This window comes from uncultured Modestobacter sp., assembly GCF_947486615.1.
Lineage (GTDB): Bacteria > Actinomycetota > Actinomycetes > Mycobacteriales > Geodermatophilaceae > Modestobacter.
This window is the reverse complement of record NZ_CANKUD010000004.1, coordinates 125978-142593: the sequence shown is the minus strand read 5'-3', so window position 1 is coordinate 142593 and position 16616 is coordinate 125978. Positions and strand designations below refer to the sequence as shown.

Here is a 16616-nt window from a genome sequence, read left to right as displayed (position 1 = left end):
CTCCGCAGCAATTGATCAACCGTTCGACACCGCCTTCCCGGCACCCGGTCCGCGACGGGCGGCGGCCGCTCCTTGTGTGGTGCCGGACGGGGGCGGAGGATGGTCCGCGATGATGAGCATGGCTAATGAACCTGGTCGCGGTGGAGCAGGTCGGGGCGGCGCTTCGTCCGCGGTCGACCCGGCCGCCTTCGAGGCGGCGGCGGCTGCGGTGGAGGCCGCGCTGGCGGCCGGGGCCCGGTACGCCGACGCCCGGCTGGTCGACCGCCGGCACGAGTCGATGACCGCCCGCGACGGCGACGTCCGCTCGCTGTCCCAGACCACCTCCGTCGGGCTGGGCGTCCGCGCGCTGGTCGGCTCCTCGTGGGGCTTCGCCGCCCTCGGCGACCCGGCCGGCGACGCCGACGCCCGCCGCACCGGCGCGCGGGCCACCGCCATCGCCCAGGCCTCGGCCGCCGTCCCCGGGCCGCCGATGGAGCTCGTCGCCGTCCCGGCCGTGCAGGCCGACTGGGCCAGCGAGTGCCTGGAGGACCCCTTCACCGTGCCGCTGGCGGAGAAGGGCGACCTGCTCACCGGGGTCACCGCGACCATGCGGGCGGCCGGGGTCGCGGTGGCCGAGGCGCTGCACCAGGCCTGGGACACCCGCACCGCGTTCGTCTCCAGCGAGGGCGCCCGGATCGGGCAGCACGTCCGGGAGACCGGCGCCGGCATGCACTGCCTCACCGTCGGGGACGGGGAGACCCAGCGCCGCTCCTACCCGGCCTTCCGCGGCCAGTACGGCACCCGCGGCTGGGAGCTGGTGCGGGAGCTCGACCTGCCCGGCCACGCCGACCGGATCGCCGCCGAGTGCCAGGAGCTGCTCACCGCGCCGGCGTGCCCCGCCGGCGAGACGACCCTGCTGCTGGGCGGGGAGCAGATGTCGCTGCAGATCCACGAGTCCGTCGGGCACGCCATCGAGCTCGACCGCATCCTCGGCTGGGAGGCGGCCTTCGCCGGCACCTCCTGGCTGGACCTCTCCCAGCTCGGCTCGCTGCGCTTCGGCTCCGAGCTGATGAACATCACCATCGACCCCACCATCCCCGGCGCGCTGGGCTCCTTCGGCTACGACGACGAGGGCACCCCGGCCACCGCCCGCGACGCGGTGCGCAACGGCACCTGGGTGGGCGTGCTGGCCGGCCGTGACTCCGCCGCCCTCGCCGGGCTGGGGTACGCCGGCTCCGTGCGCGCCGACGGGTACGCCCGCCTGCCGATGGTCCGGATGACCAACGTCGGGCTCGAGCCCGGCCCGCACACGCTGGAGGAGATGATCGCCGCCACCGACGACGGCGTGCTCATGGAGCACAACCGCTCCTGGTCGATCGACGACCGCCGGCTCAACTTCCAGTTCGGCTGCGAGATCGGCTGGGAGGTGCGCAACGGCCGGAAGGGCCGGATGCTCAAGAACCCCTCCTACACCGGGATCGGGCCGCGCTTCTGGTCCTCGCTGGACATGCTCGCCGGCCGCGCGCCGGGTGAGTGGCGGGCCTGGGGCACGCCCAACTGCGGCAAGGGGCAGCCCGGGCAGGTGGGCCACACCGGCCACGGCGCGGCGCCGGCCCGCTTCTCCGGCGTCCGGGTGGGGGTGCGCGGGTGATGCCCTCCCCCGACTCCCTCCTCGACGACCTGGCCGGTGCCGTCCTCGGCGAGGTGCGCCGGCAGGCCGGCGCCGACGCCGCGGCGACCGTCCGCGCCGAGCGCTCGACGCTGGCGCTGACCCGCTTCGCCGACTCCGCGATCCACCAGAACGTCGCCGACGAGCAGGTGACGCTGCACCTGCAGCTGACCGTGGACGGCGGCCGGACGGCGACCGCCGCCACCACCCGGTCCCGCCCCGACGCGGTCGCCGACCTGGTCGCGGCCACCCTCGCCGCCGCCCGGCTGCGCCCTCGCGACCCCAGCTGGCCCGGGCTCGGCGAGCCGGCACCGCTGACCTCCGCCGGCTCCCCGGACGAGGCGACCGCGGCCGCCTCCCCCGCCGACCGGGCCGCCGGCGTCGCCGCGTTCGTCGCCGCCGCGGGCGGGCTGAGCACCGCCGGCTTCGTGCAGACCGCCGCGCTCAGCACCGTGCTCGCCGACACCGCCGGCCGGCACCTGCGCGGCGCGACCACCTCGGCGATCTGCGACGGCATCGCCCGGCTCTCCGGCGCCGACGGCGTCGCCCGGTCGATGTCCGCCCGCCTCGCCGACCTCGACTGCGCCGCACTGGGCGCCCGGGCCGGTGCCAAGGCCCGGGCCGGCGTCGACGCCGTACCGGTCGACCCAGGCTCCTACCCGGTCGTGCTGGAGCCGGCCGCGGTCACCGACCTGGTCGGCGGGCTGGTGTCGGGCCAGTTCAACGGCAAGGCCGTCGTCGACGGGACCTCGGGGCTGCGCCTGGGCGAGCAGCAGTTCGACCCGGCGGTCACCCTCACCGACGACCCGGCCGCCGGCGTCGGGCTGCCCTTCGACACCGAGGGCACGCCCACCGCCCGCACCGAACTGGTGCGCGACGGCGTCCCGGTGGGGCTGACCACCGATCGGCGGACCGCCGCGGCGCTGGACCGGGCGCCGTCCGGGCACGCCTCCGACGTCAGCACCACGTGGGGCCCGGTCGCCGGCGACCCGGTGCTCTCCCCCGGCTCCGGCGGCAGCGTGACCGACCTGGTCGCCGGGCTGGAGCGCGGGCTGCTGGTCAGCGACCTCTGGTACACCCGGGTCGTCGAGGCGCGGCGCTCGGTCTGGACCGGGCTGACCCGCAACGGCGTCTGGCTGGTCGAGGACGGGCAGCTGGTCGCGCCGGTGAGCACGCTGCGGTTCACCCAGTCCTACCTGGAGGCGCTGGCCCCCGGGGCGGTCGTCGTCGGCTCCGAGGTCGACCCGCAGCCGTACCGGCTGATGGGCCCGATGGGCTACAACCGGGTCGCCGTCCCGGCGCTGCGGCTGGCCGCCTGGAACATCACCGGCAACGCCGCCGGCTGAGGCACCGGACCGTCAGAGGCGGGCGAGGAGGGAGCGGACGGCGGGGAGCAGCGGGCGGTCCGCCGGGATCCAGGGCAGCTCCTCGAGGTCCTCGGCGGGCAGCCAGCGCAGCTTGCTGTGCTCGGCGGCGACCAGCTCGCCGGCGGTGATCCGGCCCCACCACACCCGCAGCGTCGACGCGCCGGGGGCACCGCCGGCGACGACGCCGTCCAGCGGCACCTCACCGAGGAATGCCTGCGGGGCGATGCCGACGGCCAGCTCCTCGCGGCACTCCCGGACCAGCGCGGCCAGCTCGGCCTCACCGCGCTCGACCTTGCCGCCGGGGAACTCCCAGAGACCGGCCAGCGGACCGGCCCCGCGCTGGGCGACCAGCACCCGCCTGCGGTCGTCGACCAGCGCGGCGCCGACGACCTGGGTGACGTCGGCGGCCCGGCGGGCCGCGGCGGCCGCGTAGGCGTCCAGGTGCGCCTGCATCGCCCGGACCAGCCGGCGGCGCAGCACCGTCTGGTCGACCAGGCCACCCAGCGGCCCCGGCAGCGCGGTCTGCCAGTCGACCTGCTCGTGCACCAGCGTGCCGGCGCCGGTGGCGGCGAACTCCCGGGTGTGCACCAGCCGGCGCCGCCCGCTCAGCTCCGCCTCGTGGACGTCGCGCCAGGGCCGTTCGGAGACGACCTCCCGCAGCGGCCGGGGCCAGGGCCGCCCGAGTGACCGCGCGACGTCGAACGCAACGGTCAGCGGGGCCTCCACCAAGGTGGTGAACCGCAGCTGGGACACGCGGCCCAGCTTCGCAGACCAGGCAGGATGGGCTCCGTGCGCATCTCCGCCCGGGTCGACTACGCCGTGCGGGCCGCCGTCGAGCTGGCCGCCGTGGCGCCGGCGTCACTGACGTCGGACCGCATCGCGCAGGCGCAGGGCATCCCGGCCCGCTTCCTGCAGGCGATCCTGGGCGACCTGCAGCACGCCCGGCTGGTCACCAGCCAGCGCGGCCGGGAGGGCGGGTACCGGCTGGCCCTGCCGCCCGCGGAGGTCTCGATCGCCCGGGTCATGCGGGTGGAGCAGGGCTTCCTCGCCGAGGTGCACGGCCAGCGCCCCGAGGACGTCGAGTATCCCGGGGCCGCGGAACCGCTGGCGTCGGTCTGGGTGGCTGCCCGCGAGGCCTACCGCCGGGTGCTGGAGAACGTGACCCTGGCCGACGTGGTCGCCGGGCGGATGCCGCCCCAGGTGGCGGAGATGATCGAGCTGGAGAGCGCCTGGCGCTCCTTCGGCGTCCCCGCCGCCGACTGATGGCCCACCCCTCCGGCGTCCCGGTGTGGCACGATCGGACCGTGACGGACTGCGGCGCTCTCCTCGTGGCGCGCCTGCACGTCGATCTGGCGCGGGTCTCCAGCGCCGCCTGTCGCGCTCCGCGCTGACCACGGCCCCCGCTCCCCGCAGCCTCCCGCTGCACCCGCACCCGGCCGCGTCGCGCACGCACCCCGTGCCGGCGCAGAGGAGAACGACTGACGTGTCGACCCCCACCCGCTCCAGCAACCGCCCCGTCCGCGGACAGGGCCAGTGGGCACTGGGCTACCGCGAGCCGCTGAACCCGAACGAGCGGATGAAGAAGGACTCCGACGGCCTGGACGTCCGCCAGCGGATCCTGGACATCTACGCGCACACCGGCTTCGACGGCATCGACCCCGGTGACCTGCGCGGCCGGATGCGCTGGATGGGCCTCTACACCCAGCGCGCCCAGGGCATCCCCGGCGGCAAGACCGCCGTGCTGGAGGCCGAGGAGCTCGAGGACTCCTACTTCATGATGCGGGCACGCATCGACGGCGGGCAGCTGACCAGTGAGGCCCTCCGGGTGCTCGGCGGCATCAGCACCGAGTTCGGCCGGGACGTCGCCGACGTCACCGACCGGCAGAACGTCCAGTACCACTGGATCCGGATCGAGGACGTGCCGGAGATCTGGCGACGGCTGGAGTCGGTCGGCCTCAGCACGATGGAGGCCTGCGGCGACGTCCCGCGGGTGATGCTGAACTGCCCGCTCGCCGGCGTCCTCGCCGACGAGGTCATCGACGCCTCCGAGGTGCTGGCCCAGACCGTGGAGAAGTACCTGGGCGACCCGCAGTTCAGCAACCTCCCCCGCAAGTGGAAGACGTCGATGTCCGGTTGCGTCGACCACTGCACCGAGCCCGAGATCGACGACGTCTCCTTCGTCGGCGTGGTCGACGAGGCCGGCGAGGCCGGCTACGACCTGTGGGTCGGCGGCGGCCTGTCGACCAACCCGATGTTCGCCAAGCGGATCGGCGTCTTCGTCCGGCCCGACCAGGTGTCCGACGTCTGGGCGGCGTGCACCTCGATCTTCCGGGACTACGGCTACCGCCGGTCGCGCAACCACGCCCGGATCAAGTTCCTGATGGCCGACTGGGGTCCGGAGAAGTTCCGCCAGGTGCTGCAGGACGAGTACCTGCACGCCGAGCTGCCCGACGGCCCCGCTCCGGACCCGGCGAAGCACGACCAGCGCGACCACGTCGGGGTCAGCAAGCAGAAGGACGGCAACAACGCCCTCGGCTTCGCCCTGCGCACCGGCCGGATCAGCGGCACGCTGCTCACCCGGATCGCCGACCTCGCCGAGGAGTACGGCACCCAGGGCGGCCGGATCCGGACGACCACCCAGCAGAAGCTGGTCATCCTCGACGTCCCGGACGCCCGGGTCGAGGAGCTGGTGGACGCCCTCGCCGAGCACGACCTGCTGGTGCGCCCGAGCGCCTTCCGCCGCGGCACGATGGCCTGCACCGGCCTGGAGTTCTGCAAGCTGGCGATCGTGGAGACCAAGGCGCACGCCCAGGAGCTCTACGCCGAGCTCGAGCGGCGGCTGCCGGAGTTCGACGAGCCGATCGGGATCAACGTCAACGGCTGCCCGAACAGCTGCGCCCGCTTCCAGACCGCCGACATCGGCTTCAAGGGCATGATCGTCCGCAACGCCGAGGGCGAGAGCGTCGAGGGCTTCCAGGTGCACCTGGGCGGTCACCTCGGGGTCGAGGCCTCGTTCGGCCGCAAGTTCCGCGGCCACAAGATCACCAAGGACGAGACGGCGGACTACTGCGAGCGGGTGCTGCGCGGCTATCTCGACCGGCGCGAGCCGGGCGAGCGGTTCGCCCAGTACGTCGCGCGCGCCGACGAGGAGTGGCTGGTCTGACCATGTCGGAGGAGGGCGAGCCGCGGCGGGGAAGGACCCGGCAGCTCCCGGTGTTCCACTGCCCGTACTGCGGCGACGAGGAGCTCGTCCCCGAGGACGAGGGCTGGCACTGCACGTCGTGCCTGCGCACCTTCACCGTGCACCTGACCGGAACTGGGGTGAACCGACCGTGACCACCGCTGTCGTCCAGCCGACACCGGAGCTGGCCGCCGAGGCCGATGCCCGCTTCGAGGGCATCGCCGACCCGGTCGAGCAGGCACTGGCCGTGCTCGCCTGGGCCGGGGAGACCTTCGGGGACTCGTTCGCGATCACCTCCTCGATGGCCGACGGGCTGCTGGCGCACCTGGCCAGTCGCGCCGTCCCCGGGGTGAACGTGGTGTTCCTCAACACCGGCTACCACTTCGCCGAGACGATCGGCACCCGCGACTGGATCACCAGCGTCCTGCCGATCACGCTGCACGACGTCCAGCCGCTGCAGTCCGTCGCGGAACAGGACGCCGCGCACGGCGCGAAGCTCTACGAGCGGGACCCGGACCTGTGCTGCTCGCTGCGCAAGGTGCAGCCGCTGGCGCAGGCGCTGGCCGGCTTCACCGCCTGGGGCTCCGGCGTGCGTCGCGACGAGTCGGCCACCCGCACGGGCACCAGGGTCGTCGACTGGGATGCCAAGCGCGGCATGGTGAAGGTCAACCCGCTGGCCGCCTGGACCCAGGAGCACGTCGACGCCTACATCGCCGAGCACCAGGTGCCGGTGAACCCGTTGTCGGAGATCGGCTACGCCTCGATCGGCTGCGCTCCCTGCACCCGCCCGGTCGCCCCGGGCGAGGACCCGCGTGCCGGCCGCTGGGCCGGCAAGAACAAGGTCGAGTGCGGGCTGCACACCTGAAGAAGGTGGAAGGACCCTGCTGCCCCCCGTCCTTCGCGAGCTCAGAACGGGCCCCTGCATCAGGGCCACGCGATCCGCACGTCGTGGGCCGCTGGGACGGGGCCGTTCCGGCGGGCATGATCGGCGCATGCCGCGTCCTCCGCGCTTGTCCCCCGACGACGTCGCCGCCGCACTGGGCGGCCTGCCGCTGTGGTCGGGCGGCACGGACGGCATCGGACGGACGCTCGAGCTGCCCAGCTTCCGGGCCGCGGTCGAGGCGATCAGCATGATCGCCGACGTCGCCGAGCTGCTGGACCACCACCCCGACCTCGACCTGCGCTGGACGAGGGTGCGCGTCGCGGTGGTCACCCACTCCGCGGGCGGCCTCACCGAACTGGACCTCGAGCTCGCCCGCCGGGTCGACGCGCTGTTCCCCGGCTGACCCGGTCAGGAACCCAGCGGCGCATACAGGTCGATCCGGTGGCCGTCGGGATCGGCGACCGTGGCGTAGCGCTGTCCCCACGGGGCGTCCCACGGCTCCGTGACGACGGCGTGCCCGGCCGCCCTGACCCGACCGGCGACCGCATCGACCTCGGCCGGGGTCGTGAGCCGGGTGGCGAAGACGGCCAGGTTGCCCGGACGGGGCGGCTCACCCAGCAGACCGGTCATCATCGCGGCGCCGTCGATCATCAGCTGGGCCCCGGGGCCCGCCTCGGCCTCGACGTGCTCCTCGTCGTCGCCGAACGGTGGGAAGCGGAACCCGAGCAGCTCGTAGAAGGCGACGGCCCGGCGCAGGTCGGTGGCGGCGACGCCCACCGCGGAGATCTCCATGCGGATGGTCTACCGGACAGGTCGGACAGGAACCGCCCCGTCGGTCTGCTCGACCGGGCGTACGCCCGTCGGGTGGACGTGTGCGTGCCCGCCCGGCGCCCTGCACCGAGGCCAGCCCACAGCGACGGGCGGCACAGGGCCTCGTCGGCCGGGGTCAGCTGCCGCCCTGGCCGTTCCCGACCCCGTTCAGCCCTCGACGGGGAGGACCAGCAGACGCAGCAGCCGGTCGGCCTCGGCGTCCGGGTCGGCGGTCAGGCCGGTGTGCACCGGGCCGGGCTGGACGACGGTGCTGCGGGGTGCGGTCAGCCAGCGGAACCGCGAGCCCAGCGCCTCCCGGCCGGCCGCCCCGGAGGCGACCGCCGCCGAGCAGACGTCCGCGGCGGCCTGCAGCGCGGCGGTGATCGCCGCCGGGTCCGCCGTCGGGTCGAGGGCACGCAGCCGGTCGGCGTCCAGGTGCACCCGGGAGCCGAGGTAGTCACGCTGCCGGCAGTAGACGAGCACCCCGGCGTTCAGCGACTCCCCCCGCTCCACCCGGGGCACGACCCTGAGCACCGCGTACTCGAACGTCTCGCACGCGGTCATCGCTGGGTCACCCCCTCGGGCGGGGGTGGGCCGAGCCACGAGGGCCGGTTCTGCCCGCGGGGGGCGCTCCCCCGGCCGGCGCCGCCGGCCGCGGCGGCGGCGAGCACTCCGGGGAGCCAGGCGTCGCGGGCGGCCAGCCGGGCCAGCAGCTGCTCGACGTAGCGGGCCCGCACCTCGTCGGCGGGCTCGTCCGGGTCGGGGCCCTCCAGCCAGGCGTCGGGCACCTGGGCGAGCACCTCGGTGAGCAGGGGGCGGGTGACCCGCGGGGCCAGCGCGGCGTCGGCGGCGCGCACGTCGGGGGCGCACTCGACCAGCGCGTGCTGGGCGGCGTCGTAGGCCCGGGTCACCGAGGCGGCGGCGCCGGGCCAGTTGTGGTGGAAGGTGAGCGCGGCGCCGTGGTCGATCAGGTGCAGCCGACCGTGCCAGAACAGCATGTTCGGGTTGCGCCACGAGCGGTCGACGTTGCCGATCAGCGCGTCGAACCACACCACCCGCCCGGCCAGCTCCGGCTCCACCTGGGCCGCGCCGGCCTCGAAGTCCAGCGCGCCGGGCAGGTAGTCCATGCCGAGGTTGACCCCGGCGGAGTTGCGCAGCAGCTCCTGCACCTCGAAGTCCGGCTCCCCCACCGCCAGCTCCGGGACGACGTCCACCGTCACCAGCGCGGGCACCGGCAGCGCCAGCCGGCGGGCCAGCTCACCGCAGACCACCTCGGCGGCGAGCACCTTCACGCCCTGCCCCGCGGCCCGCCACTTGACCACGTAGGTGCCGAGGTCGTCGGCCTCCATCAGCCCCGGCAGCGAGCCACCCTCGCGCAGCGGGGTGACGTAGCGGGTGGCGGAGACGGCGGCGAGCACAGTGCGCTGGACCCTACCGGCCGCGCCCGGGCCGCCCGGGGAGACTGGACGCCGTGGGACTCCTCCGCGCCATGACGCTCGCCCAGCTGGCCGACGCCCCGTTCACCTACCGCGAGGTGGGCGCGACCCGGGAGGGCGACCTGCCCGCCGGCTACCACCACGTCGAGCGCGAGCACGTCATCGGCTCGGGTGCGGCCGCGTTCGACCGCGCGTCGGCAGCGGTGTTCCGCTGGAGTGCGCAGCGCGGTGCCGGGCTGCGGATCCAGGCCGACGGCCCGGCCAGCACGCCGGGCACCGTCGTCCTGATGACCGCCGGCCTGCGCCGCCTGGGCCTGGACATCCCCTGCCGGGTGGTCTGGGTCGTCGACGAGCCCGACCGCCGCGGGTTCGGCTACGGCACCCTGCCCGGCCACCCGGAGAGCGGCGAGGAGTCCTTCGTCGTCACCCGGCGCCCCGACGGCGACGTCGTCTACACGCTGCGGGCCTTCTCCCGGCTGGCCACGCCGCTGGCCCGGCTCGGCGGGCCGGTGAGCAGCCGGGTGCAGACCCTGGCACTGGACCGCTACGTCACGGCGATGCGCCAGGCAGCGCGCGGCGGGTGAGGCTCAGCGCCCCGCCTGGGCCCGCTCGTTCTTGATCATCTCCTTGCTGCGCACCAGCCGCAGCAGGGTGACCACCAGCAGTCCGCCGGCCATGTTCAGCAGGGTGGTGTACCAGAACCAGGCCAGCCAGTCGCCGTAGCCGAACGGTGCACCGGCGTGCAGCGCGCCGAAGATGATCAGCGAGTCCAGGATCGAGTGGAACAGCTGCAGGCCGGCCAGCACGAAGCCGCCCGCCACCGCCGCCACCACCTTCACCGGGTCGGACTCCGTGCCGTGCTGCATCCGGGTCATCAGCGTGATGGCGATACCGGCCAGCACGGCCAGCGACGCCGACTGCAGGTCCAGCGGGGCATCCACGAAGTGCACGGCGCTCTCGATCGCTGTGGCCCGCAGGTCGGGGAAGGCCCGGACGACGAGCCACATGAACAGCCACCCGCCGAGCAGGTTCATCAGCAGGGTGCCGCTCCAGAGCTTCCCCAGCTGCGCGGCGCTGGCCCGACCGGAGACGACCGCGGTCACCGGGACGAGGAAGCCCTCGGTGAACAGCTCGCTGCGGGCCAGCAGCAGCGCGATGAAGCCCACCGAGAAGGCGATCCCGGCCAGCAGGTGGCTGCCGGTCTCGGCGTAGACGGCGAGCAGCAGCAGCACGCCGGTGCCGACCTCCAGGCCACCGGCGAACCCGGTGGTGAGCACCTCCCGCCAGCTGCGGTGCAACCGCTGGGCACCCTCGCTGACGATGGTGTCGAAGGCCACCTGCAGCTCGTCCTCGGTGGACCCCGCCGTCTCGCCGAGCTCCTCGCGGGCGCTCTCCTCGTCGACGGTCACGAACGATCCTCCTCACCTCGGCGGCACGGGGACTACCGCCGCGGTCCGGCGCCCCCTACCCGGTCGCGCCCGACCCACACCCCGTCGGCGCACCCACCGGCCCTCGGCGCCGACCCGGCACGGGTGGGCAGCGAGTCCGCCGGGCGGGAGCACCGGGATCCCGGCCAGCGGGAGTGATCGTTTCCTGCGTCCGCCGGGCCGGGTAGGTGGCACCGACCCCATCCCGAGAAGCAGGGAGAACCACGTGCCTCCGAAGCGCAAGCCCGACCAGTCCGCCCCGAAGACCGTCAGCGCCACCGGCGTCGGCTACGAGGGCCCGGAGGACGGTCGTGACCCGCGCGCCCAGGCCGGTGGGTTCGTGACGTCGCCGATGGGCGTCCGCATCCCGGACACCGACCACTCGCTCAAGGCCGGCCGCCGCGGCCCGACCCTGCTGGAGGACTTCCACCTCCGCGAGAAGATCAACGCGTTCGACCACGAGCGGATCCCCGAGCGCGTGGTGCACGCCCGCGGCGCGGCCGCGCACGGCGTCTTCACCGCCTACGGGACGGCCGGGAACATCACCCGCGCCGCCGTCCTCGCCGAGAAGGACCTGCAGACGCCGGTCTTCGTCCGGTTCTCCACGGTGCTCGGGTCGCGCGGCTCGGCCGACACCGCCCGGGACACCCGCGGTTTCGCGGTGAAGTTCTACTCGAAGGAAGGGAACTGGGACCTGGTCGGCAACAACATGCCGGTCTTCTTCATCCAGGACGCGATCAAGTTCCCCGACATCATCCACGCGGGCAAGCCCAGCCCCAGCCGGGAGATCCCGCAGGCCCAGTCGGCGCACGACTCGTTCTGGGACTTCGTCACGCTGCACACCGAGGCCACCCACCACACGATCTGGAACATGAGCGACCGGGGCATCCCGCGCTCCTACCGGATGATGGAAGGTTTCGGCGTCCACACCTTCCGGCTGGTCAACGAGGCGCGGGAGACCGTGCTGGTGCAGTTCAAGTGGACGCCGAAGCTGGGCGTGCACTCCCTCACCTGGGAGGAGGCGCAGATCGCGGCCGGCGCCGACCCGGATTTCCACCGCCGCGACCTCGCCGACGCCATCGAGGCCGGCGCCTTCCCCGAGTGGGAGCTCGGCGTCCAGGTGTTCCCGGACAACGACGAGCAGATGTACGAGGGCATCGACCTGCTCGACCCGACCAAGATCGTCCCCGAGGAGATGGTCCCGGTCCAGCCGATCGGCAAGCTGGTGCTCAACGCCAACCCGACGAACTACTTCGCCGAGACCGAGCAGGTCGCGTTCAACACCGGCCACGTCGTCCCGGGCATCGAGTTCACCAACGACCCGCTGCTGCAGGGCCGCAACTTCTCCTACCTGGACACCCAGCTCACCCGGCTCGGCGGGCCGAACTGGCGGCAGATCCCGATCAACCGCCCGCACGCCCCGGTGAACGACAACCACCGCGACGGGTTCATGCAGCAGGGCATCCCCGAGGGCGACGCCCCCTACCTGCCCAACTGGGTGGACGGCGGCGAGCCGGTGCCGGCGGACTGGGAGCACGGCGGTTACGTCACCGTGCCGCGGCACGTCGAGGGCGACGTCGTCCGGGAGAGCCAGTCCTCGTTCGAGGACCACTTCTCCCAGCCGGCGATGTTCTACGCCAGCCTGTCCGAGCCGGAGAAGGTGCACACCACCGAGGCGTACACCTTCGAGCTCGGCAAGGTCTACGAGAAGGAGATCAAGCTCCGGGCGCTCGACGTGCTGGCCAAGATCGACACCGAGCTGTGCGAAAAGGTCGCCGCGGGGCTCGGCCTGCCCGCCCCGAAGCCGGATCTCGTCGACCACCTCGATCCCTCGCCCGCGCTCGCGCAGGTCACCGGGGAGGCCTACCCGATCGACGGTCGGCAGGTGGCCGTCATCGCCGGACCCGACGCCGACCTGGCGGGCATCGCCGCCTTCCGCGAGGCGATCGAGGCGGCCGGCGCCCAGGTGAAGGTGCTGGCACCGTTCGGCGGGGAGCTCGGCTCGGGGAAGACCGCGCAGGTGGTCGAGCGCACCTACGTGACCGCCCGGTCGATCGAGTTCGACGCGGTGGTCGTCGCCGACGGCGCGCCGAAGGAGAAGGACATCAAGGCGGTCGTGCTGCTGCACGAGGCCTTCCGCCAGCTGAAGGCGTTCGGCACCTGGGGCGACGGCACCGAGGTGCTCACCGCCGCCGGCATCGACGCCTCGGGCCCGGGTGTGCTCAGCGCCGACGACGGCGCCGCGCTCGCCGCCGACCTGATCACCACGATGGCCCAGCACCGGGTGTGGGACCGCGCGGAGCTGGTGACGGCCAGCTCGGTGCCCCCGGCCGCCTGAGGAAGGACCCCCTCGCCCCCCGCTGGCACGCTCGCGGCGGGCCCCCGCGAGGGGCCACGACGGGCCCGGTGCGCAGCTGCGCACCGGGCCCGTCGTGTCTCGGTCCTCGGGTCAGACCTCGGGCACCTCGGTGGCCGGGTCGCCGTCGGCGGCCGCGGCCAGCGCCGGCTCGACCCGGTCGAGCAGCCAGGGCAGCGACAGCGGGCTGCCGTAGCCCAGGGCGGCACTCACCTCACCGCTGTAGGACCCCAGGTGCACGGTCCGGTCCTCGGTGACGACGGGCAGCGCGGCCAGCAGCGGCTCGGCGGCGGTGTCCTCCGCGGTGTAGCCGTTGAGCACCAGGACCTCGGCGTCCAGCAGGTCCAGGCGCTCCTGGCTGACATCGGTGCTGGCCTCGGGGACGCTGAAGCCCAGGTCGGTGAAGAACTGGGTGCGCAGGTCGTCCTGACCGAGCAGGTAGTGGCCCGAGCCGACCCCGGTCAGGTCCACCGCGATCGACGTCCCAGCGAAGCCCGGGTTGTCCTCGATCGCCTGGTCGAAGGCGCCCTCGACCTCGTCGACCAGCTCCTGCGCCTGCTCCTCGCGGCCCAGGGCCTCACCTGTGAGCAGGGTCTGCTCCTGCCAGGGCGTCGCGCCGTCGGCGTGGTCGTCGGTCTGCGCGAGGGTCGGGGCGATGCCCGACAGCTGGTCGTAGACCGCCTGGTCCATGTACGAGTACACGCCGACGATCAGGTCCGGGTCGAGCGCGGCCACGGCCTCGACGTCGATCTCGGTGCCGCCGACGGTCGGCAGCTCCGCGCCGTCGAGCTGCTCGGCGGCCCACGGCCGCTGGGTCGCGTCGTAGTCCCCGAGGTTCTCCCGGACACCGACCGGGGTCACGCCGAGGGCGAGCACGAAGTCCTGGTCGTTGAACCCGACCGTGACCACCCGCTCGGGCTCCTCGGGGATCTCGGTGGTGCCGAACTTGTTCTCGATGGACACCGGGAACGCGCTCGACCCGGACGACTCCTCGGCGGCGGGCGCGTCGCCGGAGTCGGATCCGCCACAGGCGGTGAGCCCGAGGACGGCGGTGAGGCCGGCGACCAGGACGGCGGCACGGCGGGCAGGACGGCGGGGCACGGCAGGCTCCTCGAGATCAACGTCGGACGAGAAGAGGTTAGCCTTGCCTTCGTCGGCCGCGCACCGAGGGCCCGGCTCAGCGCTTCGGCTGCTCCAGCGCCGACGGCCCGAAGCGCTCCACCCGGACCGACGCCGGCGGCATCCCGAGACCGACCAGGAGCTGGCTGGCCGCCTCGGCGAAGCCCGCCGACCCGCACACGAACGCGGTCTGCCCCGGCTCCCACAGCGGGAGCAGGTCCATCGAGGTCAGCCGGGCCGCCGGCCGGATGCCGTGCGCCTCCCGGGTCAGCACGACCAGGGCGCCGGCCTCGGCCAGCTCCTCGGCGTAGGGCAACGCATCCAGCGTCCGGGCCGAGACCGCGACCCGCAGCAGGTCGAGGCGCCCGATGGCCCGCGCGTGCCGCACCATCGCCACCAACGGCACCACTCCGCTGCCGCCGCCGACCAGCAGCGCCGGGGTGGCGCCGTCCCAGACGAACCAGCCGCCGATCGGGCCGCGGACCTCCAGCTCGTCGCCGGGCTCGACGACGTCGGCCAGGTAGGTGGAGACCTCGCCGTCGTCCAGCCGCTCGACGAACAGCTCGACCAGCGGGTCACCCGGCGCCGACGCGACCGAGTACGACCGCTGGGCGGTGTAGCCGTCCTCGGCGGTCAGCCGGACGACGTAGTGCTGGCCGGGCAGGTGGTCGATGCGGTCGTGCACGTCCAGGCGCAGCTCCACCGAGCGGGCGATCGGCCGCCGCAGCCCCGCGACGGTGGCGGTGCGCCACGCGCCGGTCGGGGCCGCTCCCCCACCGGGCGGACCGCCGGCCGTCGCCGACGTGGCCCCCGAGTCCGCCCCGGCGATCGGGTCCACCATCAGTCGCCCTGGTACCGCTGCTGACGCCACGGGTCGCCCCGGTCGTGGTAGCCGTTCTGCTCCCAGAAGCCCTGCTGGTCGCGCTTGAGCAGGGTGATCCGGCTGATCCACTTGGCGCTCTTCCAGAAGTAGAGGTGTGGCACCAGCATCCGCACCGGACCGCCGTGCTCGGGTGTCAGCGGCTTGCCGTCGAACTCCCAGACCAGCCAGGCCTTGCCGCCGGTGACGTCCTCGATCGGCAGGTTGGTCGTGTAGCCGGTCTTCGAGGTGGCCATCACGAACCGGCCCTCGGCGGTGGGCTGCGCGACGTCGAGCAGCGAGTCGACGCTGATCCCGGCGAAGTGGGTGTCGAACTTCGACCACGTCGTCACGCAGTGGATGTCGCCGCGGTACTCGGCACCCGGCAGCGCGTGCGCCTCGTCCCAGGTCCAGGTGGTCGGGGTCGCCACCTCACCGTCCACGGTGATCGTCCAGTCGGCCGGGGTGATCCGCGGCGTCGGCTCGGCGGTCAGCACCGGCCAGTCACCGCCGACGTCGTACTGGCCAGGTGGCAGCCGGGGGTCACCGGCCGAACGGCGGCGGCCGAGGAAACCGCGGGTGGGTCCGGGCACGTCGGGTCCTCTCGGGGCAGGGCAGGTGGTGTCAGCGGCGATCTTCCTCCACGCCGGGGCGGGCTGTCTCCCCTGGTCCGCGTCGCAGGGGGAACACCGCGGACGCCTGCCTCGTTGCGACTGCTGCACCCGTTCTCGGAGTGAGGCCTGCCTTACATGAGCTGAGTCACGGCGGGTTCACCTGGGTGTCATGTGTGAAGAGGCATACCGTGAGCCCCGTGGCGACAGTGACGACGCAACCGGGCCAGCGCAAGGCCCCAAAGACCGGGCGGTTCAACAACTCGGTCGTCAAGAAGACGGTCATGGCGGTCAGCGGGATCATCATGATCCTCTACTTGATCGCCCACATGATCGGGAACCTGAAGGCGTTCCAGGGCGCGGAGAAGTTCAACTCCTACTCCGGCTGGATCCGCACCATCGGCGAACCGGCACTCCCGGCCCAGACGACGCTCTGGATCATCCGGCTGGTGCTGCTGGCCGCGGTGGTGCTGCACTTCTGGGCGGCCATCTCGCTCTGGCGCCAGGCGCGGCGCGCCCGGCCGGTGCCCTACGCGACCAAGAAGCGGGTGCAGCAGAGCTTTGCCTCGCGCACGGTGCGCTGGGGCGGGCTGATCCTCGCCCTGTTCATCATCTGGCACATCCTCGACCTCACCCTCGGTGCGGTGAACCCCGAGGGCCACGACAGCACGCCCTACGAGCGGCTGGTCGCCAGCTTCTCGAACATCCCCGTCACGGCGTTCTACGTCGTCTCGATGCTGCTGCTCGGGCTGCACCTGCGGCACGGCATCTTCGCCGCCACCCAGACCCTCGGGCAGACCAACAAGAAGCGCGAGCGCGCGGTCAACGGCCTGGCGTACGTCATCGCCACCGTGCTGACCGTGGGCTTCCTGCTGGTGCCGCTGTCCGTCGCCTTCGGCCTGATCGACTGAGAGAGAAG

Annotated in this window: 18 protein-coding genes; 10 read left to right on the top strand and 8 right to left on the bottom strand. The window is 73.6% G+C overall.

Features of this window, described 5'->3' with window-relative positions; all coding sequences use genetic code 11:
- Positions 1–118: 118 nt before the first annotated feature.
- The gene (locus tag Q1A09_RS09340; protein WP_299953922.1) at positions 119–1630 is read left to right on the top strand and encodes a TldD/PmbA family protein; all 1512 of its coding nucleotides are present in this window, start codon (positions 119–121) and stop codon (positions 1628–1630) included.
- Positions 1630–2994 carry a TldD/PmbA family protein gene (locus tag Q1A09_RS09335; RefSeq protein ID WP_299953920.1) on the top strand — a complete coding sequence of 455 codons (1365 nt, stop codon included), beginning with the start codon at positions 1630–1632 and terminating at the stop codon, positions 2992–2994. Before Q1A09_RS09340 ends, Q1A09_RS09335 begins: the two co-directional genes overlap by 1 nt.
- 12 nt (positions 2995–3006) lie before the next feature.
- Here the strand turns inward: Q1A09_RS09335 and Q1A09_RS09330 are convergent, their stop codons facing one another.
- Positions 3007–3768 carry a (deoxy)nucleoside triphosphate pyrophosphohydrolase gene (locus Q1A09_RS09330; RefSeq protein WP_299953918.1) on the bottom strand — a complete coding sequence of 254 codons (762 nt, stop codon included), beginning with the start codon at positions 3766–3768 and terminating at the stop codon, positions 3007–3009.
- 27 nt (positions 3769–3795) lie between these two features.
- Here Q1A09_RS09330 and Q1A09_RS09325 point away from each other — a divergent pair, with 27 nt between their 5' ends.
- From Q1A09_RS09325 to Q1A09_RS09305, 5 genes are all read left to right on the top strand, one after another.
- Positions 3796–4278 (top strand): Rrf2 family transcriptional regulator, encoded by a 483-nt coding sequence (locus Q1A09_RS09325; RefSeq protein ID WP_299953915.1) that lies wholly within the window; start codon positions 3796–3798, stop codon positions 4276–4278.
- A gap of 220 nt (positions 4279–4498) precedes the next feature.
- Positions 4499–6178 carry a nitrite/sulfite reductase gene (locus Q1A09_RS09320; RefSeq protein WP_299953913.1) on the top strand — a complete coding sequence of 560 codons (1680 nt, stop codon included), beginning with the start codon at positions 4499–4501 and terminating at the stop codon, positions 6176–6178.
- 2 nt (positions 6179–6180) lie between these two features.
- Complete coding sequence (locus Q1A09_RS09315; RefSeq protein ID WP_299953912.1) at positions 6181–6351, top strand: hypothetical protein; 171 nt, start codon at positions 6181–6183, stop codon at positions 6349–6351.
- Positions 6348–7061 carry a phosphoadenylyl-sulfate reductase gene (locus Q1A09_RS09310; RefSeq protein ID WP_299953909.1) on the top strand — a complete coding sequence of 238 codons (714 nt, stop codon included), beginning with the start codon at positions 6348–6350 and terminating at the stop codon, positions 7059–7061. The genes Q1A09_RS09315 and Q1A09_RS09310 overlap by 4 nt, the downstream gene beginning before the upstream one ends.
- Before the next feature lie 127 nt (positions 7062–7188).
- Positions 7189–7482, top strand: coding sequence for a 4a-hydroxytetrahydrobiopterin dehydratase (locus Q1A09_RS09305; protein ID WP_299953907.1), 294 nt, complete (start codon positions 7189–7191; stop codon positions 7480–7482).
- Between the two features lie 5 nt (positions 7483–7487).
- Here the strand turns inward: Q1A09_RS09305 and Q1A09_RS09300 are convergent, their stop codons facing one another.
- The 3 genes from Q1A09_RS09300 to Q1A09_RS09290 all read right to left on the bottom strand — a co-directional run bounded on the left by Q1A09_RS09300 (position 7488) and on the right by Q1A09_RS09290 (position 9307).
- Positions 7488–7871 carry a VOC family protein gene (locus tag Q1A09_RS09300; RefSeq protein ID WP_299953905.1) on the bottom strand — a complete coding sequence of 128 codons (384 nt, stop codon included), beginning with the start codon at positions 7869–7871 and terminating at the stop codon, positions 7488–7490.
- 186 nt (positions 7872–8057) lie between these two features.
- Entirely contained in the window at positions 8058–8453 is a 396-nt protein-coding gene (locus Q1A09_RS09295) for a DUF3037 domain-containing protein (protein WP_299953903.1), read from the bottom strand.
- The gene (locus tag Q1A09_RS09290) at positions 8450–9307 is read right to left on the bottom strand and encodes a HipA family kinase (protein WP_299953901.1); all 858 of its coding nucleotides are present in this window, start codon (positions 9305–9307) and stop codon (positions 8450–8452) included. Before Q1A09_RS09290 ends, Q1A09_RS09295 begins: the two co-directional genes overlap by 4 nt.
- Before the next feature lie 53 nt (positions 9308–9360).
- On the opposite strand from Q1A09_RS09290, the gene Q1A09_RS09285 reads away from it, so the two are divergent.
- Positions 9361–9909 (top strand): DUF1990 family protein, encoded by a 549-nt coding sequence (locus Q1A09_RS09285; protein ID WP_299953898.1) that lies wholly within the window; start codon positions 9361–9363, stop codon positions 9907–9909.
- A 3-nt stretch (positions 9910–9912) separates the two neighbouring features.
- On the opposite strand, the gene Q1A09_RS09280 is transcribed toward Q1A09_RS09285, so the two are convergent.
- Positions 9913–10734, bottom strand: coding sequence for a formate/nitrite transporter family protein (locus Q1A09_RS09280; protein WP_299953896.1), 822 nt, complete (start codon positions 10732–10734; stop codon positions 9913–9915).
- A gap of 244 nt (positions 10735–10978) precedes the next feature.
- On the opposite strand from Q1A09_RS09280, the gene Q1A09_RS09275 reads away from it, so the two are divergent.
- Positions 10979–13090: a catalase gene (locus Q1A09_RS09275; RefSeq protein ID WP_299953894.1), complete on the top strand. Its 2112-nt coding sequence runs from the start codon at positions 10979–10981 to the stop codon at positions 13088–13090.
- A 111-nt stretch (positions 13091–13201) separates the two neighbouring features.
- Here the strand turns inward: Q1A09_RS09275 and Q1A09_RS09270 are convergent, their stop codons facing one another.
- From Q1A09_RS09270 to Q1A09_RS09260, 3 genes are all read right to left on the bottom strand, one after another.
- Positions 13202–14209, bottom strand: coding sequence for an iron-siderophore ABC transporter substrate-binding protein (locus Q1A09_RS09270; protein WP_299953891.1), 1008 nt, complete (start codon positions 14207–14209; stop codon positions 13202–13204).
- A 76-nt stretch (positions 14210–14285) separates the two neighbouring features.
- Positions 14286–15068 carry an FAD-binding oxidoreductase gene (locus Q1A09_RS09265; protein WP_299953888.1) on the bottom strand — a complete coding sequence of 261 codons (783 nt, stop codon included), beginning with the start codon at positions 15066–15068 and terminating at the stop codon, positions 14286–14288.
- Positions 15068–15679 carry a sulfite oxidase-like oxidoreductase gene (locus tag Q1A09_RS09260; protein WP_299953885.1) on the bottom strand — a complete coding sequence of 204 codons (612 nt, stop codon included), beginning with the start codon at positions 15677–15679 and terminating at the stop codon, positions 15068–15070. Before Q1A09_RS09260 ends, Q1A09_RS09265 begins: the two co-directional genes overlap by 1 nt.
- 218 nt (positions 15680–15897) lie before the next feature.
- On the opposite strand from Q1A09_RS09260, the gene Q1A09_RS09255 reads away from it, so the two are divergent.
- On the top strand, positions 15898–16608 hold the full coding sequence (locus tag Q1A09_RS09255; RefSeq protein ID WP_299953882.1) for a succinate dehydrogenase cytochrome b subunit: 711 nt from the start codon (positions 15898–15900) through the stop codon (positions 16606–16608).
- The last annotated feature ends 8 nt before the right edge of the window (positions 16609–16616 follow it).

Excerpts from the sequence above, each read along its gene's own strand:
- Q1A09_RS09340 (WP_299953922.1), top strand. The coding sequence starts at position 119 with ATGGCTAATGAACCTGGTCGCGGTGGAGCAGGTCGGGGCGGCGCTTCG.
- Q1A09_RS09335 (WP_299953920.1), top strand. The coding sequence starts at position 1,630 with ATGCCCTCCCCCGACTCCCTCCTCGACGACCTGGCCGGTGCCGTCCTC.
- Q1A09_RS09325 (WP_299953915.1), top strand. The coding sequence starts at position 3,796 with ATGGGCTCCGTGCGCATCTCCGCCCGGGTCGACTACGCCGTGCGGGCC.
- Q1A09_RS09315 (WP_299953912.1), top strand. The coding sequence starts at position 6,181 with ATGTCGGAGGAGGGCGAGCCGCGGCGGGGAAGGACCCGGCAGCTCCCG.
- Q1A09_RS09305 (WP_299953907.1), top strand. The coding sequence starts at position 7,189 with ATGCCGCGTCCTCCGCGCTTGTCCCCCGACGACGTCGCCGCCGCACTG.
- Q1A09_RS09300 (WP_299953905.1), bottom strand. The coding sequence starts at position 7,871 with ATGGAGATCTCCGCGGTGGGCGTCGCCGCCACCGACCTGCGCCGGGCC.
- Q1A09_RS09295 (WP_299953903.1), bottom strand. The coding sequence starts at position 8,453 with ATGACCGCGTGCGAGACGTTCGAGTACGCGGTGCTCAGGGTCGTGCCC.
- Q1A09_RS09265 (WP_299953888.1), bottom strand. The coding sequence starts at position 15,068 with ATGGTGGACCCGATCGCCGGGGCGGACTCGGGGGCCACGTCGGCGACG.